Genomic DNA, 24,140 nt, shown 5'->3' on the forward strand with positions numbered 1-24,140 from the left:
GCCCTGAACGCTGCCGACGCCGATGGCGTATTAGAGGCCGTCAGTTGTCGTCCTCGTCGATGAGGAAGCCACGCATCGGCGACGGGGCCTGCCCCATCGGACCGGGGCCCTGCGGCCGGACCGGCGCCATCGGCTGGGTCATCGCGGGCGACATCTGCTGCTGGCCACCGTAGGACGGAGCGGCCGGCGAAGGACCGCCGCCCATGCCGCCGGGGTTGCCGCCGTACGACGGGGCGCTCGCACCGGCCGGAGCCATGGAAGGCGCCGGGGACGGCGGCAGCGACGCGGTCGCCGGGGTACGCGGCGGGGCCAGCGAGTCGTCGGCCTGGGTCTCCAGCTGACGCAGCTGCGACTCGAGGTACGACTTCAGACGCGTGCGGTACTCGCGCTCGAAGCCGCGCAGGTCCTCGACCTTGCGCTCCAGCGTGGCGCGAGCGGACTCGAGCGAGCCCATCGCGACGCGGTGCTTCTCCTGCGCGTCCCGCTCCAGGGCGTCGGCCTTGGCACGGGCGTCACGCTCGAGACCCTCGGCACGCGAACGCGCCTCGCCCACGATCTTGTTGGCTTCGGAACGGGCCTCGGCGATCGCCTGGTCGGCGGTCTGCTGGGCCAGCGAGAGGACACGGGCGGCGCTGTCGCCACCGGGGCCCTGACCGGGGCCGCCCATCGGACCGCCCATGGGACCACCCATGGGGCCGCCCATCGGGCCACCCATCTGCTGCTGCATGGGCGGCTGACCGCCCATGGTGCCCTGCCCCATCGGCCCCTGGCCCATCGGACCCTGGCCCATCTGGCCGGGACCCTGCGGGCCGCCCTGGCCGCTGGGACCGGCGGGCAGCTGCGGGGCACCGCTCGGCAGCTGGGGCGGGCCACCCATGGGGCCACCCATCTGCTGCTGCGGCGGCCCAGATATGCCGGCCGGTACGGGAGCGCCGGGACCGGGGCCACGCATGCCCTGCTGGGGCATCCCCTGTCCGGGCATGCCACCCTGCTGCATACCGCCCTGCTGCATGCCGCCCTGCTGGTCCTGCTCCGGAGGCTTGCGCATGTTCTGCTGGTTCTGGGCAGCAGCGCGCGTGGCCGCGGCCAGCTTGGCGCGCAGGTCCTCGTTCTCGCGGAGCAGGCGCGTCAGTTCGGCTTCGACCTCGTCGAGGAAGGCATCGACCTCGTCCTCGTCATAGCCTTCTCGGAGGCGGACGGTCGTGAACTGCTTGTTCCGCACGTCCTCGGGGGTCAACGGCATCTCTTCACCTCAACGTAGTCGTCGGCATTCGGCAAGACCGTATCGTTCACAGCCGGCTCACGACGGAGATCAGGATGTAGACGATGATCATCAGTACGAAGAAGGACAGGTCGAGCGCCACGCCCCCGAGACGCAACGGCGGGATAACCCGCCGCAGAAGCTTGAGCGGTGGATCAGTGACAGTGTAGGTGGCCTCCAGAACGACCACCATCGCCTTGCCGGGTTGCCACGAGCGGGCGAACTGGAAGACATAGTCCATGACCAACCGGAAGATGAGCACGATGAGGAAACACATCAGCGCGATGTAGATCACCTGAACGACCACGCTCATTGCTGGCGCTTCCCTCTCCCCTGTTTCCGTGCTGCTGGGTACTGCCGGTCCTGCTGTTTCCGGTTGTGCGTCTCAGCTCTGGTTGAAGAACCCGCCCTCTGCGATGCGGGCCTTGTCCTCCGCCGTGACATCGACGTTAGCAGGCGACAACAGGAACACCTTCTGCGTCACCCGCTCGATGCTGCCGTGAAGACCAAACACCAAACCGGCCGCAAAGTCGACAAGTCGCTTGGCGTCTGTGTCATCCATCTCAGTCAGATTCATGATCACCGGGGTGCCCTCACGGAAGTGTTCCCCGATGGTACGGGCCTCGTTGTAGGTCCGGGGGTGAAGTGTGGTGATCCGGTAAGGCTCTCGTTCCGACACGACCTTGGGCATGATCACCGGTGCGTTCTTCTCCAGGCTTGCGCGCTCTTGTGTGATGGATGCCACGGGCGCGATGCGCGCGGGACGCACCGATTCCGCGGCGAGCGAAGCGGATCGGGGCAGGGGGTCGCGCTGCACCGAGGGCTGCACGACTCTGACCGATTCGTCCCTTTCGGGCTGAAGTGCCTGATGTGACTGATGAGACGGCTCATGCCGTCGCCGGTCCCGCTCGGGCTCCGGGTCGAGTTCGGGCTCGAAGTCGTCGTCGGGGTCAAAACCACGGCCGTCGTACCCATCGTCCTCCACGAGGCCGAGGTAGACCGCCATCTTGCGCATCGCGCCGGCCATTCTCTGAGTCCTCCGCTCTGTGGTGGATCGACTGACGACTGCCAAGTGCCCGCGATCCACGAGGTCGTTATTGCCGCCTTCCGGCGGTAATGACCATATTTTCTGCTGTGGTCCGACTTCCTGGCGACGTTACCCGAGCCTGGGGCGGACTCCGAGTACCGCGGTGCCGACGCGCACATGTGTCGCCCCTGCCGCCACGGCCTGTTCGAGGTCCGCGCTCATCCCTGCCGAGACCATGTTCGCAGCCGGATGGGCTCTGCGCAGGTCGGTCGACAAATCCATCAACCGCTCGAACGCCGCCTGTTCGCGTCCCGCGTACTCACCGGTGAGCGGAGCGACGGTCATCAGCCCGTCGAGCCGCAGCCCCGGAGCCCCGGCCACGAGTTCGGCCAACTCCTCGATGCCGCCCGGCGCCACGCCTCCGCGCTCCCCTCGCTCGCTCGATCCGGCGTCGAGCGCGACCTGGATGAGGCATCCCACTTCACGCTCCGCCTTCACGGCCTCCTTGGAGAGGGCCGTCACCAGCTTGGAACGATCGACGGACTGCACGAGATCCGCGTAACCGACCACGGATCGCACCTTGTTGGTCTGCAACTGACCAACAAAGTGCCAAGTGAGCGGCAGATCCGAGCATTCGGCGGCCTTGGGCGCCGCGTCCTGGTCCTTGTTCTCGGCGACGTGCCGCACCCCGAGCTCGGCGAGCGTCCGCACATCGCTCGCGGGGTAGGTCTTGGTGACCACGATGAGGGTCACCTCGTCCCGCCCGCGCCCGGCGGCGGCACACGCGGCCGCGATGCGCTCCTCCACTTTCGCCAGATTTGCGGCGAGTTCGTCCTTACGGTCCGTCATGCCCCATCAGCCCAGCCAGACATATCCCGCGAGTCGCCCCGTGGTGCGCTCGCGGCGGTAGGAGAAGTGATCACCCGACTCGATCGTGCACACCGGCGACTGCTGCCGGTCGCGCACCCCGAACCGGTCGAGCTGCGCGTGCACTCCTGCGGTCACGTCGACCGCGGGGGTGCCCCAACTCGTCTCGGCGTGCGCCGCGGGTTCGACGGCTGCCACCTCGGCGCGCATCTCCTCGGGCACTTCGTAGCACTTGCCGCAGACGGCGGGTCCGGTGCGGGCGACGATCCGGGCGGGATCGGCGCCGAGTCCGGTCATCGCGCGTAGCGCGGCGGGGACGACTCCGGCGACCATGCCGGGCCGGCCCGCGTGGGCCGCCGCCACGATCCCGGCGACCGGGTCGGCGAGCAGCACCGGAGTGCAGTCGGCGGTCAGGACGGCGAGGGCGAGACCGCGTTCGGCGGTGACGATCGCGTCGACCCGGGGCACCGGCCGATCGCCCCAGGGCGCGGAGACCACCTCGACGTCCGCTCCGTGCACCTGGTTCATCCAGACCACCCGGGGCGGGTCGAGACCGAGCGACTTGGCGGCCAGTTCACGGTTGGTCCCCACGGCCACGGGGTCGTCGCCGACCGCTCCGCCGAGGTTGAGCTCCTCATACGGAGCGGCGCTCACCCCGCCCCACCGGTCGGTGAAGGCGAAGTGCGCGCCGCTCACGCTCTCGCGCTGTCCTATCACTTCAGGAAGTCCGGCACGTCCAGTTCCTCGGCCGCGCTGTCGGAGTAGCTCCGCGACGGCGGTACCGGCGGGGCGACCGGGAGGTCGGCGGCCGGCTCGGGCGCGGGCTCCGGGTCCTCCTTCGGCGTGACGCTGCCGAGCGAGCCGAAGGACGGACGGCTCTCGGGCTGCCGTACCGGAGTGGGCTCCTCGCGGCGGCCCGAGGCGGCGGACGAACCCATGACCGTCTCGCGGCGGGCCGGCGGCTGGCCGCCGTCGAAGCCGGCGGCGATCACGGTGACGCGGACCTCGTCGCCGAGGGCGTCGTCGATGACCGCACCGAAGATGATGTTGGCCTCGGGGTGGGCGGCCTCGCTGACCAGCTGGGCGGCTTCGTTGATCTCGAACAGGCCGAGGTCGGAGCCGCCGGAGATGGAGAGCAGCACGCCCCGGGCGCCGTCGATGGACGCCTCGAGCAGCGGCGAGGAGATCGCCATCTCGGCCGCGGCCACCGCGCGGTCGTCGCCGCGGGCCGAGCCGATGCCCATGAGTGCCGAACCGGCCTCGGACATGACCGACTTGACGTCGGCGAAGTCGAGGTTGATCAGACCGGGGGTGGTGATGAGGTCGGTGATGCCCTGGACACCGGAGAGCAGGACCTGGTCGGCCGACTTGAAGGCGTCGAGCACCGAGACCTGGCGGTCCGAGATGGACAGCAGCCGGTCGTTGGGGATGACGATGAGGGTGTCGACCTCTTCGCGGAGTTCCGCGATGCCGTCCTCGGCCTGGTTGGCGCGGCGCCGGCCCTCGAAGGTGAACGGGCGGGTGACCACGCCGATGGTGAGGGCGCCCAGCGAACGGGCGATGTTGGCCACGACGGGCGCGCCGCCGGTGCCGGTGCCGCCGCCTTCACCGGCCGTCACGAAGACCATGTCGGCCCCCTTGAGGACCTCCTCGATCTCCTCGCGGTGGTCCTCGGCGGCCTTGCGGCCGACGGCCGGGTTGGCGCCGGCGCCGAGTCCGCGGGTGAGTTCGCGGCCGACGTCGAGCTTGACGTCGGCGTCGCTCATCAACAGCGCCTGCGCGTCGGTGTTGATGGCGATGAACTCGACGCCCTTGAGACCGACCTCGATCATCCGGTTGATGGCATTGACACCACCGCCGCCGACACCGATGACTTTGATGACTGCGAGGTAGTTCTGCGGTGCTGCCACGTCGAAGGCCTCTCGCCTCGAGTTACGTGTCGCCGAACCAACGAGGCACTGCTGCCCCGCGATCCGTCGACTGATGCCGAATGGGACGGTCCGTAGCGCCGACCCGAACCCTAACGCTGAAGTTTAGGGTTACCAGTGTGTCTGTTCCCTGGAGTCTTCTGAACAGGACACTAAGTCGACAAGTGGCGCACGTTCAACGAACACGCCGAACCTCCCGTTTTTCTTTTCACCCTATGTGATCAGCCGTAGCAGTGCCCAACCAGGGTGCTGGCCTGCGCTGATGTGCGTCAACTCCCCGATGACACAGGGGCGGTGGGAACGCTGACGTCGAAGTGCCGTGCATCGGGGGTGGCTTTGATGAGAGCGGTGAGCGTACGGGCCTTCGCAGCACCCTGCTCGCTGCTCCCCCACGCGACGGTCCGGCCGTCGTTCATCTCCAGCAGGATGTCGTCGTAGGAACGCACCTTGACGGAACGCGTCGCGCGCGCGACGAAGGCCGGAATGTCACCCGCCACGCGCACCGCCTCACGCACGAGCCGGTCCTCTCCGAAGCGGCGCAGGCTCGCGGCCCGGGAGCCCGGCTCGGAGAGCATCAATTGCAGTGCGGGGACGCCTTTCGGGGCTACGGAAACCGTGGCGAAACGGACACCTTCATCGTCCACTTCGACAAAGTTTCCGCCCTTTTGGACAAGCAGAACCGGAGTACGCTCAGTCACTTTCAGCCCGATTCCATGAGGCCAGGAACGGCTGACATCGACCGAGTCAATTCGGGGCAATTTCCGGCGCAGTCGTGCCTCGATCGCATCGGTGTCGAGGGAAATCAAGGGCGATCCCAGCGGTACGTCGGCGGCCTCGCTCACCTGCTTCGGGGTGAGCACCTTGGTTCCGGAGACCGACACGCGCTCGACGCGCAGCCACTGGGAGCCGTACAACAGCCAGACGGTGCCCGCGGAGAGCAGGACCAGCGCCACGGCGAGGATGATGATCACACGAAGGCGCCGCGCCCTCAACCGCCGGGCGGGAGGCGGGCCGGACGACTCCTGCTGGCGTTCACCGCGCTCGGCGGTCGTCGATCCGGCCACGCTTCCTGCCCTTCGTACACGGGTCCTAACGGCGCTGCGAGGCGATCGCCTCGTAGACCATGCCGACGAGCAGGTCGTCGGCGTCCCGGCGGCCGAACTCGGCGGCGGCGCGGGACATCTCGTACAGCCGGTGCGGATCGGCGAGCACGGGCAGGACCTGCGCCCGTACCCAGTCGGGCGTCAGTTCCGCGTCGTCGACCAGCAGTCCGCCGCCGGCCTTGACCACCGGCTGGGCGTTCAGCCGCTGTTCGCCGTTGCCGATGGGCAGCGGGACGTAGGCGGCCGGAAGCCCGACGGCGGAGAGTTCGGCGACGGTCATCGCGCCCGCGCGGCAGAGCATCATGTCGGCCGCGGCGTACGCGAGGTCCATCCGGTCCAGGTAACTTACCGGGATGTAGGGGGGCATTCCCGGCATCTGCTGCACATGCGGCAGTTCGTTCTTCGGGCCGACCGCGTGCAGGATCTGGATCCCGGCCTGCTGGAGCCAGGGCGCGACCTGCTGCACGACCTCGTTGAGGCGCCGGGCGCCCTGCGAGCCGCCGGAGACCAGCAGCGTGGGCAGGTTGGGGTCGAGCCCGAACATCGCGCGGGCCTCGGGACGGGCGGCCGCCCGGTCCAGGGTGGCGATGGTGTGGCGCAGCGGGATGCCGATGTAGCGGGAGTTGCGCAGCTTGCTGTCCGGCGTGGCGACGGCGACCTGGGCGGCGTACCGGGAGCCGATCTTGTTGGCGAGGCCGGGGCGGGCGTTGGCCTCGTGGATCACGATCGGCACGCCCAGCCGCTTGGCGGCGAGATAGCCGGGCAGCGCCACATAGCCGCCGAAGCCGACGACCGCGTCCGCCTTGGTGCGCTCCAGGATCTGCTCGGTGGCCTTGATCGTGCCGCGCAGCCGGCCCGGGACGGTGATCAGCTCGGGGGTGGGTTTACGGGGCAGCGGGACGGCCGGGATGAGGGCGAGCTCGTAGCCGCGCTGCGGGACGAGCTTGGTCTCCAGACCCCGTTCCGTGCCCAGGGCCGTGATCCCCACTCCCGGGTCCTGCCTGCGCAGGGCGTCCGCGAGGGCGAGCGCGGGCTCGATGTGGCCGGCGGTCCCCCCGCCGGCGAGTACGACATGCACCGAAATTCACCGCTCTCCGGACGAACGCGCCGATGAGGCACGCCGTCGCATCGTGTTCCATCTCCGAGGCCCCCGTGCCGGCACGGCGCCTCCCGCCCGCTTCTTACCAAAGCGAGGTTGCCGCATCGACAGCGCCGCCCGCGCAGCGGGGTCGTCCCGCGCGAAGGCGATCAGCAACCCGATGGCGAACATGGTCGGCAGCAGGGCGGACCCTCCGTAGGAGAACAGCGGGAGCGGGACACCGGCGATCGGCAGCAGACCGAGCACCGCACCGATGTTGATCACTGCCTGAGCGGTGATCCAGGTGGTCACGCCTCCCGCGGCATACCTCACGAAGGGGTCCTCCGTGCGTCCGGCCACGCGGATACCCGCATAGCCTAGAGCCGCGAAGAGGGCGAGCACCGACAGCGTCCCCGCGAGGCCCAGTTCCTCACCGGTGACGGCGAAGATGAAGTCGGTGTGGGCTTCGGGGAGTTGGCCCCATTTCTCCACGCTCGCCCCGAGCCCGGAACCGAAGATTCCGCCGGAGGCGAGGGCGTAGATCCCGTGCACGGCCTGCCAGCAGTCGGCGGCGCCCGCCTTGGGCTCGGTGGCGCCGATGCAGGCGAGCCGGGCCATCCGGTTGGGGCTGGTCTTGATCAGGATCACACCGATGAGGGCGGCGATCGACAGCACCCCGACGAACAGCCGGGTCGGCGCCCCCGCGAGCCAGAGCAGGCCGAACAGGATCGCCGTCAGGATGATCGCCGTGCCCATGTCGCCGCCGAGCATGATCAGACCGAGCAGCAGGAAGGCTACCGGGACGAGCGGCACCAGCATGTGCTTCCACTGGGTCAGCAGCTTCTTGTCCTGCTTGCGGGCGAGCAGGTCGGCCGCCCACAGCACGAGCGCGAGCTTGCCGAACTCGCTGGGCTGGATCTGGAAGGAGCCGCCGAGCGAGATCCAGTTCTGGTTGCCGTTGACCGACATCCCTATCCCCGGCACCTGCACCAGGGCCATCAGGAAGACCGCGCCCGCCAGGATCGGGTAGGCGAGCGCCCGGTGCAGCTTGACCGGCATCCGGGAGGCGATCAGCAGCAGCCCGGCCCCCATGGAGGCGGCCAGGAACTGCTTGCGGAAGAAGAAGGACCCGGGCAGCGACATCTGGAGCGCGGTGATCTGAGAGGCGGAGTACACCATCACCAGCCCCAGCACGGTGATCAGCAGGCTGCCACCGAGGATGAGGTAGTAGGCGGTGAGCGGCCGGTCCCAGGCCTTGTGCGCACGCGTGTAGAGCCGCAGGACGGGGTTCGCGTGCGACGGCCGGGGAACGGCGGGACGCCTCGCGGCCCGCTGGACGGGCGGCCGTCCCGTCCGGCTACTCGACATGGCTCACCGCAAACCCCCTGGGGGCGCGGGACTGTGTCGCATCTGCGGCTACCGCCGCCTGGGCGCGATCAGCCCCCACAGCCCGCAGCCGACAACGAACCGACCACACCCGAGTCACGCGCCCTCCAAGGCTTCCGTGAGCGCCTGCCTTGGCCGAAACCCGCCGTCAGGCGCCAGCGCCCGCGATGTCGCGAACCGCCTCCGCGAAAGCGTCACCGCGCACGTTGTAGTTGGCGAACATGTCCATCGACGCACAGGCGGGCGCCAACAGCACCGTGTCCCCGGCAACGGCCAGGCCCCGCGCCTCACGGACCGCCGCCGACATCGCCCCAGTGTCGGTCCGGTCGAGGTCCACCACGGGTACTTCCGGGGCGTGTCGCGCAAGGGCTTCCCGGATCAGCGCCCGGTCCTGCCCGATCAGCACGACCCCGCGAAGTCGCTTTGCCGACTTGACGACCAGCTCGTCGAAGGTGGCCCCCTTGGCGAGCCCGCCCGCGATCCACACGATCGACTCGTAGGCCGCCAACGAGGCTTCCGCGGCGTGGGTGTTGGTGGCCTTGGAGTCGTCGACGTACGCGACCGAGTCCACGTCGGCCACGTGGGCGATGCGGTGGGCGTCCGGGGTGAAGTTCCTGAGCCCGTCCCGTACGGCCCTCGCGGGCACCCCGAAGGCGCGTGCGAGGGCCGCTGCGGCAAGGGCGTTGGCGACGTTGTGCGGGGCCGGCGGGTTGACGTCGGAGACCTCGGCGAGCTCCTGGGCGTTCTTGTGCCGGTCCTCGACGAAGGCCCGGTCGACCAGGATGCCCTCCACGACGCCGAGTTGGGACGGCCCGGGGGTGCCGAGGGTGAAGCCGATGGCCCGGCAGCCCTCCTCGACGTCCGCCTCGCGCACCAGGTCCTCGGTGGCCTTGTCGGCGACGTTGTAGACGCAGGCGACCCGATTGCCCTCGTAGATGCGGCCCTTGTCGGCGGCGTACGCCTCCATGGAGCCGTGCCAGTCGAGGTGGTCCGGGGCGAGGTTGAGGACGGCCGCGGAGTGGGCGCGCAGGGAGGGCGCCCAGTGGAGCTGGTAGCTCGACAACTCCACGGCGAGGACGTCGTACTGCTCGTCGCCGAGCACCGCGTCCAGCACGGAGACGCCGATGTTGCCGACGGCGGCCGTGCGCAGGCCCGCGGCCTTCAGGATCGACGCCAGCATCTGGGTGGTGGTCGTCTTGCCGTTGGTGCCGGTGATCGCGAGCCAGGGGGCCGCGTCGGGACCCCTGAGCCGCCAGGCGAGTTCGACGTCGCCCCAGATCTCGACGCCGGCCGCACGGGCCGCCGTGAAGAGCGGCTTGTCGGGCTTCCAGCCGGGCGCGGTGACGACGAGTTCGGTGCCTTCCGGCAGGGTCGCGCCGTCGCCGAGCCGGACGGTGACGCCGAGCGCCTCCAACTCGGCGGCCTGCTCACGCGCGCGTGCGTCGTCGCCGTCGTTGACGACCGTGACGTGTGCCCCGCGCGCGTGCAGCACCTTGGCCGCCGGGATGCCGGAGACGCCGAGCCCGGCGACGGTGACGCGCATGCCCTGCAGGTCGATCACTTCTCTGCTGCCCATCCCGCGTAGAAGAGACCCAGTCCGACGATCACACAGATGCCCTGGATGATCCAGAAACGGACCACGACCAGGACCTCGGACCAGCCCTTGAGTTCGAAGTGGTGCTGGAGCGGGGCCATCCGGAAGACGCGTTTGCCGGTGAGCCGGAAGGAGCCGACCTGGATGACGACCGACATGGTGATGAGGACGAACAGACCGCCCATGATGGCGACCAGCAGCTCGGTGCGGGACAGGATCGCGAGGCCGGTCAGGACACCGCCGAGGGCGAGCGAACCGGTGTCGCCCATGAAGATCTTGGCCGGCGAGGTGTTCCACCACAGGAAGCCGAGGCAGGCGCCCATCAGCGCGGAGGCGATCACCGCGAGGTCGAGCGGATCACGCACCTCGTAGCAGGCGTTGGGGTTGGTCAGGGTGCCCGAGTTGGCGCAGGACTCCTGGAACTGCCAGACGCCGATGAAGGTGTAGGCGCCGAAGACGAGCACGGAGGCGCCGGTGGCGAGGCCGTCCAGACCGTCGGTGAGGTTCACGCCGTTCGACATCGCGAGGATCATGAACAGCGCCCAGACCACGAACAGGATCGGGCCGATCTTCCAGCCGAAGTCGGTGATGAACGACAGCTTGGTGGAGGCCGGGGTGTTGCCGCGGGCGTCCGGGAACATCAGCGCGAGCACCGCGAAGCTGATGCCGACGATCAGCTGGCCCGCCATCTTCGCCTTGGCCCGCAGGCCCAGCGAGCGCCGCTTGACGATCTTGATGTAGTCGTCGAGGAAGCCGACGAGCCCCATGCCGCACATCAGGCCGAGCACCAGCAGGCCCGAGTAGGTGGGCGTGGCCGTCACGTCGGTGGTCCAGGTCGTGATCACCTTGGACAGGAAGTAGGCGATGACGGTCGCCAGGATGAAGGCGATACCACCCATGGTGGGCGTACCGCGCTTGCTGGCGTGCTCACGCGGGCCGTCGTCCCGGATGTACTGGCCGTAGCCCTTGCGGGCGAGCAGCTTGATCAGCAGCGGGGTGCCGACCAGGGTCAGGAACAGACCAATGACTCCTGCGAACAGGATCTGCTTCATCATCGGGCGGCAACCTCACCCTCGGCGTCGAGCAGCGCCTGGGCGACGCTCTCCAGTCCGACCGAACGGGACGCCTTCACGAGGACGACGTCTCCCGGGCGCAACTCGCTGCGCAACAGGTCGACCGCCGCCTGTGCGTCGGACACGTGCACCGACTCCTCACCCCACGAACCCTCGTTATATGCGCCCAGTTGCAGCCAGGACGCTTCCCTGCCCCCGACCGCGACGAGCTTGCCGACATTGAGCCGGACGGCGAGCCGTCCGACCGCGTCGTGCTCGGCGAGCGCCTCGTCCCCGAGCTCGGCCATCTTGCCGAGCACCGCCCACGTGCGACGCCCGTTGCCCATGGCTGCCAGGGCGCGCAGGGCGGCCCGCATGGACTCGGGGTTCGCGTTGTAGGCGTCGTTGACGATGGTCACGCCGTCCGGGCGCTCGGTGACCTCCATACGCCAGCGGGAGAGGGAGCCCGCCTCGGAGAGCGCGGTGGCGATCTCGGTTGCGGACATGCCCAGCTCATGGGCGACGGCGGCCGCGGCGAGCGCGTTCGACACGTGGTGCTCACCGTACAGGCGCATGGTCACTTCGCTTGCACCGGAGGGTGTGTGGAGCATGAAGGCGGGCTGTCCGCTGTCCATGAGTCGCACGTTCTCGGCCCGTACGTCCGCTTCGCCGGACTCTCCGAAAAGGATCACCTTCGCCTTCGTACGGGACGCCATGGCCCGTACGAGCGGATCGTCGGCGTTGAGGATCGCCGCGCCGTCCTCCGGCAGCGCCTCCACGAGTTCGCCCTTGGCCTGCGCGATCTGTTCGCGGCCGCCGAACTCGCCGATGTGGGCGGAGCCGACGTTCAGCACCAGGCCGATCCTCGGGGGCGTCAGATCCGTGAGGTAGGCGATGTGGCCGATGCCCCGGGCGCCCATCTCCAGGACGAGGAACCGGGTCTCCTCGGTCGCGGTGAGCGCGGTGAGCGGCAGCCCGATCTCGTTGTTGAGCGAGCCGGGCGTGAACACCGTCGGTGCCTTGCGCCGGAGCACCTGGGCGATCAGGTCCTTGGTGCTGGTCTTGCCGGCCGAGCCGGTCAGGGCGACGAGGGTCGCGCCGAGCCGTCGTACGACATCACGCGCGAGGGCGCCGAGGGCCGTCTGCACGTCCTCGACGACGATCGCGGGGACGCCGACCGGGCGCTGGGCCAGCACGGCCACCGCGCCCGCCCGGACGGCCTGCTCGGCGTAGTCGTGGCCGTCCACGCGCTCTCCCACGAAGGCGGCGAACAGACTGCCGTCCGCCACCTGCCGGGAGTCGATGACGACGGGCCCGTGCACCTGCACCGACGGATCCGGTATGTCGTACGTCTGCCCGCCGACGACTGAGGCGATCTCGGCGAGAGAGAGGGCGATCACAAGTTCATCCCTGGGTCTTCTGAATGGCTTCTCGAAGCACCTGGCGGTCGTCGAAGGGACGGACCACCCCGGCGATGTCCTGGCCCTGCTCGTGGCCCTTGCCCGCGACGAGCACGGTGTCACCGGGCTGCGCGCGGGCGACGGCTGCGGCGATCGCGGCGGCCCGGTCCTCGAAGACCTGGACCTCGCCGCGTTCGTGTACTGGCACGGACGCCGCGCCTTCGAGCATGGTTGCGAGGATCGCGAGCGGGTCCTCGGAGCGGGGGTTGTCGGAGGTCAGTACGGCGGTGTCGGCGAGGCGGGCCGCGGCGGCGCCCATGGGCCCGCGCTTCGTGGTGTCCCGGTCGCCCCCGCAGCCCAGCACGACGTGCACCTTGCCCTCGGTGACCTTGCGGAGCGCCTTGAGCACCGACTCGACGGCGTCCGTCTTGTGGGCGTAGTCCACGACCGCGAGGTAGGGCTGCCCGGCGTCCACGCGCTCCAGCCGGCCCGGCACGCCCGGCACCGCGGCGACGCCGTCGGCGGCGGTCTGCGGGTCGAGGCCGGCCGCGGCCAGGGCGACGATCGCGGCGAGGGTGTTGGCCACGTTGAAGGGGCCCGGCAGCGGTGACCTGGCCTCGATGCGCTCGCCCTCGGGGCCGACCACGGTGAACGTCGAGTCCATCGGGCCGACCCGGACGTCCTCGGCGCGCCAGTCGGCGTCGGGGTGGCCCTCGGCGGAGTAAGTGATGACCGGGACGGTGGCCTCCCCGACGAGTCGGCGGCCGTACTCGTCGTCGACGTTGACCACGCCGAGCCGGCTGCGTTTCGGCGTGAACAGCTGCGCCTTCGCCTGGAAGTAGTCCTCCATGCCGGAGTGGAACTCCATGTGCTCCGGGCTGAGGTTGGTGAAGACGCCGATGTCGAAGACACAGCCGTCCACCCGGCCGAGGACCAGCGCGTGGCTGGAGACCTCCATGGCGACCGCCTCGACGCCGCGCTCGCGCATGACCGCGAACAGGGCCTGGAGGTCGGTGGCCTCGGGCGTGGTGCGCTCCGACTTGATGCGTTCGTCGCCGATGCGCATCTCGACGGTGCCGATCAGACCGGTGTTGTTCTTGACCTTCAGGCCGCCCTCGACGAGGTAGGCGGTGGTGGTCTTGCCCGAGGTGCCGGTGATGCCGATCTGGAGCAGGTCGCGGCCGGGGTCGCCGTAGATCGTGGTCGCCAGCTCGCCCATCCGTCCGCGCGGGTCGTCGACGACCAGGACCGGAAGTCCGGTCGCCGAGGCGCGCTCGGCGCCGGTCGGGTCGGTCAGCACCGCGACCGCGCCGAGGCTCGCGGCCTGGTTGGCGAAGTCGGCGCCGTGCAGCCGGGCGCCCGGGAGGGCGGCGTAGAGGTCGCCGGGGCGGACGGCGCGTGAGTCATGGGTGATGCCCGTGATCTCGGCAGTGTCGTCCGGTGCGGCGAGACCCAGCTGATCGGCGAGCTCCGCGAGGGGTGTGGCGGAGACCCGGACCGGCCTGGGCGGTCCCGGATAGGTCACGGGTGCGCCCTTCTGGGTGATTTGGGACTGATCAGCGTGTGGCACGGCGGTGAGCGTACCGGGCGCACCCGCTTGGGAGCGAAGTGAGGGGCGGGGCGCGCCCTGGTTGCCGGAATCGGGGGTGATCGTCGTCACGAGGTGGTTCCTGGTGGCCTTTCCGAGATGCGGAGCAGGTGTGAGGGGCCGCCGGTCATGGTGTGCGGGTGATCATGGTGTGTAGGTGACGGGCAGCCTCGCCGGCTTCGCTCCGGTGGGCGGGACCTGGAGCGTCTTCAGGGCGAACTCCATGACCTGCTTGTAGACGGGTCCGCAGATCTGGCCGCCGAAGTAGCTGCCCTGGGTGGCGTTCTGGATGGCGCAGTAGACGGTGATCCGGGGCTTGTCGGCGGGCGCGAACCCGGCGAACGACGACGTGTAGCCCTTGTACTTGCCGGTGGCCGGATCCACGCGGTTGGCGGTGCCCGTCTTGCCCGCGACCCGGTAGCCGGGGATGCGCGCCTTGGTGCCGGTGCCCTCCTGGTCGTCCACGACGGACTCCAGCATCTGGGCGAGGGTTTTGGCCGTCCTGGCGCTGACGACCCTTGTCTCCTTGGGCTTCGCGGCGGGGGTGAAGCGTCCGTCGGGCCCCTTCGTGCCGCGGACGAGCGTGGGTTCGATACGGACACCGCCGTTGGCGATCGTCGAGTAGACGGACGCGGCCTGCATCGCGTTGAGGGACACGCCCTGGCCGAAAGGAATCGTGTACTGCTGCGAGGTCGACCAGTCGGCGGGCTTGGCGAGGATGCCGGGGGTCTCGCCGGGGAAGTCGAGCCCGGAGTAGCTGCCGAGCCCGAACTTGCGCAGGTAGGAGTAGAGGACCTGGTTGGCCTGCGCCTGGGTCTTGCCGAGCTGGCCGGTCGCGAGGATCGTGCCGATGTTCGAGGACTTGGCGAGGACGCCGTTGAGCGTGAGGTACCAGGTCTCGTGGTCGATGTCGTCCTTGAAGAGCCGGTCGCCGCGGTGCAGCCGGTTGGGCACGATGACATGCGTGAGCGGAGTGGCCACGCCCCGTTCCAGTACGGCGGCCATGGACATGATCTTGGCGGTGGAGCCGGGTTCGTAGGCGTCCTGGAGGGCCGCGTTGCCCATGTTCACCGAGCTCGCCTTGGACAGGTCGTTGGGGTCGAAGCCGGGCGCGTTGGCCATGGCGAGGACCTCGCCGGTCCGCGTGTCCTGCACTATCACGTACCCGCGGTCCGCCTTGGACTCCTTCACCTGGTCGGTGATGGCCTTCTGGGCGGCCCACTGGATGTCCCGGTCGATGGTGAGCTCCACGTCGCTGCCGGGCACCGCGGGCGTCTCGGTGGACCCCACGGTGGGCACCTGCCGGCCCCCGGACTGGGCGTAGCGGATCTTGCCGTCCTTGCCGGCCAGCAGCGTGTTCAGCTCCTGCTCGACCCCGCCGCCGCCCTTGCCGTCGGCGTTGACCCAGCCCAGTATCCCGGCGGCGAGATCGCCGTTCGGGTACACCCGCTTGGTGGTCGGCACCGACAGGACGCCCCCGAGGACGTTGGCCGTGCCGGGGTCGGTCTCCGACTTGGCCGCGAGCGCGGTCTTCAGGTCCTTGATCTGCTTCCAGACCTGCGGGGTCCGGCGGCTCGCGAGCAGGACGTACCGCAGCTTCTTGTCCTTGGGCCGCAGTTTCTTGACGAGCACTTCCTGCTCCTGCCCCAGGATCGGGGCGAGCAGCGCGGCGGCCTGCTCGGGACCGTCGTCGATCTTCAACTGCTTGCGGGTGAACAGCGTGGGGTCGGCGGTGATGTCGTACGCGTCCTCGCTGGTCGCGAGGGCCACCCCGTCGCGGTCGGTGATCCCGCCGCGCTCGGCGGCCAGGGTGTAGCCGACGTACCGGTTCTGCTCGGCCTTGGCCGCGTACGTGCTCGCGTCGACGGCCTGCACCTGGAGCAGTCGTACGACGAAGGCGGCCAGCACCAGCGTCAGCGCGACGCCGACCAGGCGCAGCCGGGGGCGGGGACTGCCCAAGCGGATGGTCTTGGGGGCCGCCGTGCGGGGCGCGGCGGGGCGGCGGGCCGGGCGGGCTCCGGGACCCGGGCGCGGCCGGCCGACGGGGCGGGCGGAGCGCTCGGGGCGCGCCGGTCCGGGCACGCGGCGGCGCGGCGGCTGCCTGCCGAAATCGTCGGACACTGCCGTCACCTGCCGGGGGTCGGGGTCGGATTCGTGGAGGCCGTGGTGTCGAAGGGGGTGGTCCCGTCGGCCGGGACCTGCGCGGGGGCGGTTCCGGTGACCTGCCCGACGGTCTCGGTCGGGGTCGGGACGGTGGTCGCGGTGGTGCCGGCCGCGGGTGTGGAGCCGGCCGCCGGCGTGGAGGCGGTCGCACTGTCGATCACCTCGGGGGCGAGGACGAGCGGCATCCGCAGGGCGGCCGGGTCGGCGGAGGCGGGGGACGGGACGCCCTTGACGGTTCCGTCGGGGTCGAGGAACGCCGGGTCGCCGCCCGGCACCATGCCGAGCTCCCGGGCGCGGCGCACCAGGGCGTCGGGCGCGGAGTAGGCGTCGATGTCCCGCTGGAGGGCCTGCTGTTCGTCGGTGAGGCTCTTGGTGTCCTTCTGGAGGTCGGTGAGCTTGAACGAGCCTTCGCTGAGCGCGGAGTTCAGCACCAGCAGACCGATGAGGCCGCCGCCGAGGAGCAGGACCACGAGGAGCACGAAGGGGGTGCGGGCCGCCTGTCCGGAGCTCGTGGGGCCGGGGAACAGGCGCGCGAGACGGGCCGCCCTCCCCTTCAGTTCGGGTTTCCTACGCACACACCCTCCAGTGAGTCCGTTTCCCCAACCCACCTACGCGGCTCACGCACTTCACTCGATGGACTCCCTGATTCGCTCGGCGCCCCGGCAACGCGCCGGTGCGGCCCGCCGGTTCTCGGCGATCTCTTCCTCGGTGGGAAGTTCGGCACCGCGCGTGAGCAGCTTGAGCCGGGGCTGGTACCGCTCGGGGACGACGGGCAGTCCGGGCGGGGCGGTGGTGGCGGCACCGGCCGCGAAGACCTGCTTGACGAGCCGGTCCTCCAGCGAGTGGTACGACAGCACGGCGATCCGGCCGCCCACGGCGAGCGCCTCGACCGCGGCCGGGATCGCCCGCTCCAGGACGGCGAGTTCGCCGTTGACCTCGATGCGCAGGGCCTGGAAGGTGCGCTTGGCCGGGTTGCCGCCGGTGCGCTTGGCGGCCTGCGGCAGGGAGTCCCGGATCAGCTCGACGAGCCGCGCGCTGGTGGTGAAGGGCTCCTTGGCGCGCTCGCGCACGATCGCGGCCACGATCCGCTTGGCCTGCTTCTCCTCGCCGTAGGCCCTCAGGATCCTGACGAGTTGGCCCGGCGGGTAGGTGTTGAGGACCTCGGCGGCGCTCATGCCGGTCGTCTGGTCCATGCGCATGTCGAGCGGGGCGTCCTGGGCGTAGGCGAAGCCGCGGTCGGCCTCGTCGAGCTGCATGGAGGAGACGCCGAGGTCGAACAGGACGCCCTGCACGCGCGCGATGCCGAGCCGGTCGAGGACGTCGGGGAGCTCGTCGTAGACCGCGTGCACGAGGGTGGCGCGCTCACCGAAGGGCGCGAGCCGCTCGCCGGACAGGCGCAGGGCCTCCTTGTCGCGGTCCAGGGCGACGAGCCGGGCCTCGGGAAAGCGCTGGAGCAGGGCCTCGCTGTGGCCGCCGAGGCCGAGGGTGCAGTCGACGACGACCGCTCCGGGCCGCTCCAGGGCGGGCGCCAGCAGGTCCAGGCACCGCTGGAGCATCACCGGAACATGTCGACTCTGGCTCAAGGGGCCCTCTCAGGTCCGGCACGGGCCCTACGCACCGCCGGGTCCCCGCCCGCCGGCGAAAAGGGAGGCGGGCCGGCGCCGGAAGCGTCAGCCGACCGGAAGCGGGAGGAGGCCGAGCCGTACGTACGCGCCGCGCACGCGAGGAGACCGTCCGTGCGTGCGCCGGGGCCTCCGGGGAATGTCAGCAGGGAGGCCTCGCCTCCCGCTTCGCGTCACTTTAGTCCACGGTGTCGCGCGGTCAATCAACCGGCCTGCGCGTCGCGCATCGACGCGGATTCGAAGCGGCAAATGAACGGAAACCACCCGTTCGGGTGCACCGGGCACTCTTGTGGGTTACCTCACACCGAGGACGTGATGACGCTCTTTTTCCCTTCTCACCGCAGGACCGGGTCCGCCGTGACCAGTACCGTCATGGTTATGACGACTTCCGCATCCGTTCCCACCGAAGGCGCCATAACCCGCGGCGGCCCCGTGACCGACCGCCTGGTCGAGGCCAACGAGCGGTACGCCGCGGCCTTCACGGACCCCGGCATGGACGCCCGTCCGGTCCTGCACGTCGCCGTCGTGGCCTGCATGGACGCCCGTCTCGACCTGCACGCGGCGCTCGGTCTGGAGCTCGGCGACTGCCACACCATCCGCAACGCGGGCGGCGTGGTCACCGACGACGTGATCCGCTCGCTCACCATCAGCCAGCGCAAGCTCGGCACCCGCAGCATCGTCCTCATCCACCACACCGGCTGCGGTCTGGAGGCCATCACCGAGGACTTCCGCACCGAGCTGGAGATGGAGGTCGGCCAGCGCCCTGCCTGGGCCGTGGAGGCCTTCCGGGACGTCGACCAAGACGTACGGCAGTCCATGCAGCGGGTGCGGACCTCGCCGTTCCTGCTCCACACCGACGACGTGCGGGGTTTCGTCTTCGACGTGAAGACGGGTCTGCTGCGCGAGGTCGACCCCGCGCAGTGACACCCCGGAGCCCGGCGCGAGGGGCCGCCGTAGCTGTCGTTTCGCTGTTGATTTCAGCCCCAGCGGTGCCCAAAACCCCGTAAGACCCGACATAGTGCAGCCAGTTGTCCACAGTCGAGTGACACGAATCGGTAACGGCAGCAAGAATGCGGGTGTGGCGTCACGCGGAACTTTTCACGCGTGGTGTCCGTGATTCGGGGTGGGCCGGTTACGCATCACAGAGCGTCGGCCCGGAAAGTACGGGCCGAGGAGGGCCGGGTGACCACCTATGACGATCGATCGAGCCTCACTGATCTGACCGCCGTCGTGGAGCGGGTACGCAGTTCGGTGGAGGGCGTGATCGAGGGGAAGCCCGAGGTCGTTCGGCTCTCTTTGACCGTGCTGCTCGCCGAGGGACATCTGCTGATCGAGGATGTCCCCGGCGTCGGCAAGACCATGCTGGCCAAGGCCCTGGCGCGGTCCATCGACTGCTCGGTGCGCCGCATCCAGTTCACGCCCGACCTGCTGCCCTCGGACATCACCGGCGTGTCCATCTGGGACCAGCAGCGCCGTGACTTCGAGTTCAAGCCGGGCGCGATCTTCGCGCAGATCGTGATCGGCGACGAGATCAACCGCGCCTCGCCGAAGACCCAGTCGGCGCTCCTGGAGTCGATGGAGGAGCGCCAGGTCACCATCGACGGACAGACCTACGAGCTGCCCAGTCCCTTCATGGTGGTCGCCACCCAGAACCCGGTCGAGATGGAGGGCACCTACCCGCTCCCCGAGGCCCAGCGCGACCGCTTCATGGCCCGCGTCTCGGTCGGCTACCCCAGCGTGGAGGCCGAGCTCCAGATGCTCGACATCCACGGCGGGGTCAGCCCGCTGGAGGACCTCCAGCCGGTGGCCCACGCTCACGACATGGTGAAGCTGATCGAGGCCGTCCGCGGCGTCCATGTCGCCGAAACGGTCCGGCGGTACGCCGTCGGCCTGGTCGCCGCCACCCGCACCCACCCCGACCTCAGACTCGGGGCGTCCCCGCGCGCGACGCTGCACCTGCTGCGCGCCGCCAAGGCCTCCGCCGCCCTCAGCGGCCGTGAGTACGCGCTGCCGGACGACGTCCAGGCGCTCGCCGTGGCCGTCCTCGCCCACCGACTGCTGCCCACCGCCCAGGCCCAGCTGAACCGGCGCACCGCCGAGCAGGTCGTGCAGGAGATCCTCCAGCGCACCGCGGTGCCCGCCGCGCCCCAGCAGGGCGGGATCGGGATCGGCCGGGGCGCGCCCGCGTATCCGCAGCAGCAGCCGCGGAGCCTGTGATGTCCACCGGGGTGCCCTCGGCCGGCGGCCCCGAGGCCGACCGGGGCGACAAGGGCGGGGTGCGCACCGCACTGGCCGGTCTGACCACCCGCGGCCGCTCCTTCTTCGCCGCCGGCATCGCCGCGGCGATCTGCGCCTACGTCCTGGGCCAGAGCGACCTGCTGCGGGTCGGCCTGCTGCTCGCCGTGCTGCCCCTGGTGTGCGCGACCGTGCTCTACCGCACCCGCTACCGGGTCGCGGGCAGCCGCAGGCTCTCCCCCGCGCGCGTGCCGGCCGGCAGCGAGGCCCGAGTCCATCTGCGGATGGACAACGTCTCCCGGCTGCCCACCGGCCTGCTGATGCTCCAGGACCGGGTGCCCTACGTCCTCGGCCCGCGCCCCCGCTTCGTGCTCGACCGGGTCGAGCCGGGCGGCCGCCGCGAGGTCTCCTACCGGGTCCGCTCCGACCTGCGCGGCCGCTACCCGCTGGGCCCGCTCCAGCTGCGCCTGACCGACCCGTTCGGGATGTGCGAGCTGACCCGCTCCTTCTCGACGTACGACACCCTGACCGTGATCCCGCGCGTGGAGGCGCTGCCGCCGGTGCGGCTGAGCGGCGAGGCCAAGGGGTACGGCGACGGACGGCAGCGCTCGCTCGCCCTGGCCGGCGAGGACGACGTCATCCCGCGCGGCTACCGCTACGGCGACGACCTGCGCCGGGTCCACTGGCGCTCCACCGCCCGCTACGGCGAGCTGATGGTCCGCCGCGAGGAACAGCCGCAGCGCGCCCGCTGCACGGTGCTGCTGGACACCCGGGGCCTCGCCTACGCGGGCGCGGGCCCGGACTCGGCCTTCGAGTGGGCCGTCTCGGGCGCCGCCTCGGTCCTGGTCCACATGCTCGAACGGGGCTTCTCCGTACGTCTGCTGACCGACACCGGCAACTGCGTGCCCGGTGAGGGCGCCGACGGCTTCGCGGGCGCCGGCCAGGGCACGGCGGAGGCGGCCGGACTGATGATGGACACCCTCGCGGTGATCGACCACTCCGACGGCACCGGCCTGTCCCTCGCGTACGACGTGCTGCGCAGCGGGAACGAAGGGCTGCTGGTGGGCTTCTTCGGCGACCTCGACGAGGAGCAGGCCACGGTGGCCGCCAAGATGCGGCAGCGCAGCGGGGGCGCGCTCGCCTTCGTGCTGGACAGCGAGAGCTGGGTGCGGGAACCGACCGATGTGCCGGGGCCCGCCACGGAGCACGAGGAGCGGCTGCGGATGCTGCGCGAGGCGGGCTGGACGGCCCTGGGCGTGCCCAGGGGCACCTCTTTGGAAGAGCTGTGGCGTCTCGCGGACCGTGAGCGCACGGGCGTCGGTGCGGCCGGCGCCGGGGAGGCATCGTGATGAGCGGGCGGGCACGACTGGCGCTGTGCGCGTGGGCGGCCACGCTGATGGCCGCGTGCGCCCTGCTCCCGCTGGTCGAGCCGGTCACCTGGATCGTCCAGGTGGCCTTCCTGCTGGGCGTGCAGACCGTGGTGGGCGCGGTGACCCGGCGTATCCCGCTGGCCCGGCCGCTGACCGTGGCCGCGCAGACGATCGTCACGCTGGTCATGCTGACCCTGATCTTCGCCCGCGACCAGGCCTTCCTCGGGCTGATCCCCGGCCCGGGCGCCTTCCTGCACTTCGGTGACCTGCTCCAGCAGGGCGGCGACGACATCGCGCGGTTCGCGATCCCGGCGCCGCTGGAGTCCGAGGGCATCAAGCTGATGGTGTTCGGCGGGGTGCTGATCATCGGGCTGGCGGTGGACACCCTCGCGGTGACCTTCCGCAGCGCGGCCCCGGCGGGCCTGCCGCTGCTCGCGCTGTACTCCGTCGCGGCGGGACTGTCCGACGGCGGGGGCGACTGGCTCTGGTTCCTGGTCGCGGCGGGCGGCTATCTGCTGCTGCTCCTGGCCGAGGGCCGCGACCGGCTCTCGCAGTGGGGCCGCGTCTTCGGCGGGGCCTCGCGCACCCCGGGGTCGGACTCCGGTCCGGTGGCCCCGGTCCGCACCGGGCGGCGCATCGGCGTGCTCGCCCTGGGCATCGCCCTCGTGGTCCCTCTCGGGCTGCCCTCGATGAGCGGCGGCCTGCTGGACGCCACCGGCGCGGGCGTGGGCGCGGGCAACGGAAGCGGCGGCACGATCTCCGCGGTGAACCCCCTGCTCTCGCTGCGCGACAGCCTGAACGTCGACGAGGACCGCCAGGTCCTGTCGCTCCAGACCGGCAGCACCACCGACATCTCCAACCTGTACCTGCGGATCGTCTCGCTGGACGACTTCGACGGCCGCACCTGGAAGCCGTCCAAGCGGTCCATCACGGGCGTTCCGGACGAGTTCCCCACCCCCATCGGCCTCGGCACCGACGTCAAGCGCTCCGAGGTGAGGACGACCATCGAGGCGGCGAACTGGTACGCCCAGGACTACCTGCCGATGCCGTACCCGCCGAGCGGTGTGAAGATCAGCGGCAACTGGCGTTACGAGCCCCAGGGCATGGCGCTGGTCGGCGACCACGGGCAGAACACGCGCGGGCTGACCTACGAGGTGACGAGCCTGGACGTGCAGCCCACGGCGGAGCAGCTGGCCTTGGCGCCGTCCGCTCCCCCGGCGATCGAGCGCGACTACACCGAGCTGCCCGACTCGCTGCCCGCGGTGGTGGCCAAGACCGCGCGTGAGGTCACCGCGGGCGCGAAGAACGCCTACGAGCAGGCGGTCGACCTGCAGGACTACTTCGCGGTGAACGGCGGCTTCGAGTACGACACCCAGGTGGAGGTCGGCGACGGGCCCAACGCGATCGCCAACTTCCTGCGCGACAAGCAGGGCTTCTGCGTCCACTTCTCGTTCGCCATGGCGGCGATGGCCCGTTCCCTGGGCATCCCGGCCCGGGTCGCGGTGGGCTTCGCGCCCGGCACCCCGCAGGCGGACGGCTCGGTGTCGGTGGGCCTCAAGGACGCCCACGCCTGGCCCGAGCTGTACTTCGAGGGCGTGGGCTGGACCCGCTTCGAGCCCACCCCGACCCGGGGCACCGTGCCGTCGTACACCGTCCCGGACGCCATCGGCAACGTGAACCCGGACATTCCCCGGCCGTCCGCGGGCTCGTCCACGGAGCCGTCGGCCTCGCCCTCGGCGAGCGAGAGCTGCTCGGCTCAGCTGCGGAAGCTTCAGGCGTGCGACAGCGCGTCCCCCGCGGCGGTGGCGGGTGGCGACGGCAGCGGCCCCTGGTGGGCCGTACAGGGCTCCTGGTGGTACCTGAAGCTGCTGTTCTGGGTGGTCTTCGGGCTGGTTCTGCTGCTGATCCCCCTGTCGCCGTCGCTGTGGCGGCTGCGCACCCGCGCGGCCCGGCTGGGCGGGCACGGCCGCAGCGAGGCGGACGCCGCCGCGCACACCCTGGCGGCCTGGCAGGAGCTGACCGACACGGCGTGGGACTTCGGCATCCCACCGGACGACTCGCAGACCCCGCGCAAGGCGGCGGCACGGATCGTACGGCTCGGGCATCTGGACGCCACGGCCGCGGCCTCGGTGCACCGGGTGGCGGACGCCGTGGAGCAGGTGCTCTACGCCCCCCGGCCGCGACTGACGGCCGGCCTGGCCCGGGACGTCCACCAGGTGATCGGCGGCCTGCGCGATTCCGTCAGCCGGGGCACCCGACTGCGGGCGCTGATCGCTCCGCGTTCGACCGCACGAGTGGTGTGGGCGGTGTCGGAGTGGTGGGCCGGACTCACGGCACGCGCGGCGGCGGCCCGGCCGACCCTGCGCAAGCCCTCGGGACAGCAAGGCTGAGCGGCCCTCGCCCCCGGGCGAGGGCATACGTGAGGGGGTGAGCACCCGGCCGGGTGCTCACCCCCTCACGTATGCC

Annotated in this window: 20 protein-coding genes; 4 read left to right on the forward strand and 16 right to left on the reverse strand. The window is 70.7% G+C overall.

The window, feature by feature from the left end:
* Positions 1–40: 40 nt before the first annotated feature.
* The 16 genes from ACFULQ_RS41280 to rsmH all read right to left on the reverse strand — a co-directional run bounded on the left by ACFULQ_RS41280 (position 41) and on the right by rsmH (position 18,030).
* Positions 41–1,243 (reverse strand): DivIVA domain-containing protein, encoded by a 1,203-nt coding sequence (locus ACFULQ_RS41280; protein ID WP_383554688.1) that lies wholly within the window; start codon positions 1,241–1,243, stop codon positions 41–43.
* A gap of 46 nt (positions 1,244–1,289) precedes the next feature.
* The gene (locus ACFULQ_RS41285; RefSeq protein ID WP_020137460.1) at positions 1,290–1,574 is read right to left on the reverse strand and encodes a YggT family protein; all 285 of its coding nucleotides are present in this window, start codon (positions 1,572–1,574) and stop codon (positions 1,290–1,292) included.
* Positions 1,575–1,646: 72 nt separating this feature from the next.
* Positions 1,647–2,288 carry a cell division protein SepF gene (locus tag ACFULQ_RS41290; RefSeq protein ID WP_383554692.1) on the reverse strand — a complete coding sequence of 214 codons (642 nt, stop codon included), beginning with the start codon at positions 2,286–2,288 and terminating at the stop codon, positions 1,647–1,649.
* 129 nt (positions 2,289–2,417) lie between these two features.
* Complete coding sequence (locus ACFULQ_RS41295; RefSeq protein WP_383554694.1) at positions 2,418–3,137, reverse strand: YggS family pyridoxal phosphate-dependent enzyme; 720 nt, start codon at positions 3,135–3,137, stop codon at positions 2,418–2,420.
* Between the two features lie 6 nt (positions 3,138–3,143).
* Positions 3,144–3,872 (reverse strand): peptidoglycan editing factor PgeF, encoded by a 729-nt coding sequence (gene pgeF / locus ACFULQ_RS41300; RefSeq protein ID WP_383554697.1) that lies wholly within the window; start codon positions 3,870–3,872, stop codon positions 3,144–3,146.
* A complete protein-coding gene (gene ftsZ / locus ACFULQ_RS41305; RefSeq protein ID WP_383554700.1) occupies positions 3,869–5,065 on the reverse strand; it encodes a cell division protein FtsZ in 1,197 nt (398 codons plus the stop codon). The genes pgeF and ftsZ overlap by 4 nt, the downstream gene beginning before the upstream one ends.
* A gap of 287 nt (positions 5,066–5,352) precedes the next feature.
* Positions 5,353–6,147: a cell division protein FtsQ/DivIB gene (locus tag ACFULQ_RS41310; RefSeq protein ID WP_383554702.1), complete on the reverse strand. Its 795-nt coding sequence runs from the start codon at positions 6,145–6,147 to the stop codon at positions 5,353–5,355.
* A 25-nt stretch (positions 6,148–6,172) separates the two neighbouring features.
* Positions 6,173–7,264 (reverse strand): undecaprenyldiphospho-muramoylpentapeptide beta-N-acetylglucosaminyltransferase, encoded by a 1,092-nt coding sequence (murG, locus tag ACFULQ_RS41315; protein ID WP_132836459.1) that lies wholly within the window; start codon positions 7,262–7,264, stop codon positions 6,173–6,175.
* A gap of 6 nt (positions 7,265–7,270) precedes the next feature.
* Complete coding sequence (gene ftsW / locus ACFULQ_RS41320; protein WP_383554704.1) at positions 7,271–8,632, reverse strand: putative lipid II flippase FtsW; 1,362 nt, start codon at positions 8,630–8,632, stop codon at positions 7,271–7,273.
* A gap of 166 nt (positions 8,633–8,798) precedes the next feature.
* A complete protein-coding gene (murD, locus tag ACFULQ_RS41325) occupies positions 8,799–10,226 on the reverse strand; it encodes a UDP-N-acetylmuramoyl-L-alanine--D-glutamate ligase (protein WP_383554706.1) in 1,428 nt (475 codons plus the stop codon).
* The gene (mraY, locus tag ACFULQ_RS41330; protein WP_383554728.1) at positions 10,208–11,296 is read right to left on the reverse strand and encodes a phospho-N-acetylmuramoyl-pentapeptide-transferase; all 1,089 of its coding nucleotides are present in this window, start codon (positions 11,294–11,296) and stop codon (positions 10,208–10,210) included. The genes murD and mraY overlap by 19 nt, the downstream gene beginning before the upstream one ends.
* Positions 11,296–12,696 (reverse strand): UDP-N-acetylmuramoyl-tripeptide--D-alanyl-D-alanine ligase, encoded by a 1,401-nt coding sequence (murF, locus tag ACFULQ_RS41335; protein ID WP_383554709.1) that lies wholly within the window; start codon positions 12,694–12,696, stop codon positions 11,296–11,298. Before murF ends, mraY begins: the two co-directional genes overlap by 1 nt.
* Before the next feature lie 4 nt (positions 12,697–12,700).
* The gene (locus tag ACFULQ_RS41340) at positions 12,701–14,221 is read right to left on the reverse strand and encodes a UDP-N-acetylmuramoyl-L-alanyl-D-glutamate--2,6-diaminopimelate ligase (RefSeq protein WP_383554731.1); all 1,521 of its coding nucleotides are present in this window, start codon (positions 14,219–14,221) and stop codon (positions 12,701–12,703) included.
* Positions 14,222–14,428: 207 nt separating this feature from the next.
* Complete coding sequence (locus ACFULQ_RS41345; RefSeq protein ID WP_383554711.1) at positions 14,429–16,405, reverse strand: peptidoglycan D,D-transpeptidase FtsI family protein; 1,977 nt, start codon at positions 16,403–16,405, stop codon at positions 14,429–14,431.
* Positions 16,406–16,410: 5 nt separating this feature from the next.
* Positions 16,411–17,022, reverse strand: a complete 612-nt coding sequence (locus ACFULQ_RS41350; RefSeq protein WP_383554713.1) for a septum formation initiator family protein — start codon at positions 17,020–17,022, stop codon at positions 16,411–16,413.
* A 51-nt stretch (positions 17,023–17,073) separates the two neighbouring features.
* The gene (gene rsmH / locus ACFULQ_RS41355) at positions 17,074–18,030 is read right to left on the reverse strand and encodes a 16S rRNA (cytosine(1402)-N(4))-methyltransferase RsmH (RefSeq protein ID WP_383554716.1); all 957 of its coding nucleotides are present in this window, start codon (positions 18,028–18,030) and stop codon (positions 17,074–17,076) included.
* Between the two features lie 354 nt (positions 18,031–18,384).
* On the opposite strand from rsmH, the gene ACFULQ_RS41360 reads away from it, so the two are divergent.
* From ACFULQ_RS41360 to ACFULQ_RS41375, 4 genes are all read left to right on the forward strand, one after another.
* On the forward strand, positions 18,385–18,993 hold the full coding sequence (locus ACFULQ_RS41360) for a beta-class carbonic anhydrase (protein ID WP_383554719.1): 609 nt from the start codon (positions 18,385–18,387) through the stop codon (positions 18,991–18,993).
* 258 nt (positions 18,994–19,251) lie between these two features.
* Positions 19,252–20,286 carry an AAA family ATPase gene (locus tag ACFULQ_RS41365; RefSeq protein WP_383554721.1) on the forward strand — a complete coding sequence of 345 codons (1,035 nt, stop codon included), beginning with the start codon at positions 19,252–19,254 and terminating at the stop codon, positions 20,284–20,286.
* Positions 20,286–21,653 carry a DUF58 domain-containing protein gene (locus ACFULQ_RS41370; protein WP_383554724.1) on the forward strand — a complete coding sequence of 456 codons (1,368 nt, stop codon included), beginning with the start codon at positions 20,286–20,288 and terminating at the stop codon, positions 21,651–21,653. The genes ACFULQ_RS41365 and ACFULQ_RS41370 overlap by 1 nt, the downstream gene beginning before the upstream one ends.
* Positions 21,653–24,064 carry a DUF3488 and DUF4129 domain-containing transglutaminase family protein gene (locus ACFULQ_RS41375; protein WP_383554726.1) on the forward strand — a complete coding sequence of 804 codons (2,412 nt, stop codon included), beginning with the start codon at positions 21,653–21,655 and terminating at the stop codon, positions 24,062–24,064. Before ACFULQ_RS41370 ends, ACFULQ_RS41375 begins: the two co-directional genes overlap by 1 nt.
* Positions 24,065–24,140: the final 76 nt, after the last annotated feature.

Source organism: Streptomyces sp. NPDC057253, assembly GCF_042669125.1.
Lineage (GTDB): Bacteria > Actinomycetota > Actinomycetes > Streptomycetales > Streptomycetaceae > Streptomyces.

Excerpts from the sequence above, each read along its gene's own strand:
- ACFULQ_RS41280 (WP_383554688.1), bottom strand. The coding sequence starts at position 1,243 with ATGCCGTTGACCCCCGAGGACGTGCGGAACAAGCAGTTCACGACCGTC.
- ACFULQ_RS41285 (WP_020137460.1), bottom strand. The coding sequence starts at position 1,574 with ATGAGCGTGGTCGTTCAGGTGATCTACATCGCGCTGATGTGTTTCCTC.
- ACFULQ_RS41290 (WP_383554692.1), bottom strand. The coding sequence starts at position 2,288 with ATGGCCGGCGCGATGCGCAAGATGGCGGTCTACCTCGGCCTCGTGGAG.
- ACFULQ_RS41295 (WP_383554694.1), bottom strand. The coding sequence starts at position 3,137 with ATGACGGACCGTAAGGACGAACTCGCCGCAAATCTGGCGAAAGTGGAG.
- ftsW (WP_383554704.1), bottom strand. The coding sequence starts at position 8,632 with ATGTCGAGTAGCCGGACGGGACGGCCGCCCGTCCAGCGGGCCGCGAGG.
- murD (WP_383554706.1), bottom strand. The coding sequence starts at position 10,226 with ATGGGCAGCAGAGAAGTGATCGACCTGCAGGGCATGCGCGTCACCGTC.
- mraY (WP_383554728.1), bottom strand. The coding sequence starts at position 11,296 with ATGAAGCAGATCCTGTTCGCAGGAGTCATTGGTCTGTTCCTGACCCTG.
- ACFULQ_RS41360 (WP_383554719.1), top strand. The coding sequence starts at position 18,385 with ATGACGCTCTTTTTCCCTTCTCACCGCAGGACCGGGTCCGCCGTGACC.
- ACFULQ_RS41370 (WP_383554724.1), top strand. The coding sequence starts at position 20,286 with ATGTCCACCGGGGTGCCCTCGGCCGGCGGCCCCGAGGCCGACCGGGGC.
- ACFULQ_RS41375 (WP_383554726.1), top strand. The coding sequence starts at position 21,653 with ATGAGCGGGCGGGCACGACTGGCGCTGTGCGCGTGGGCGGCCACGCTG.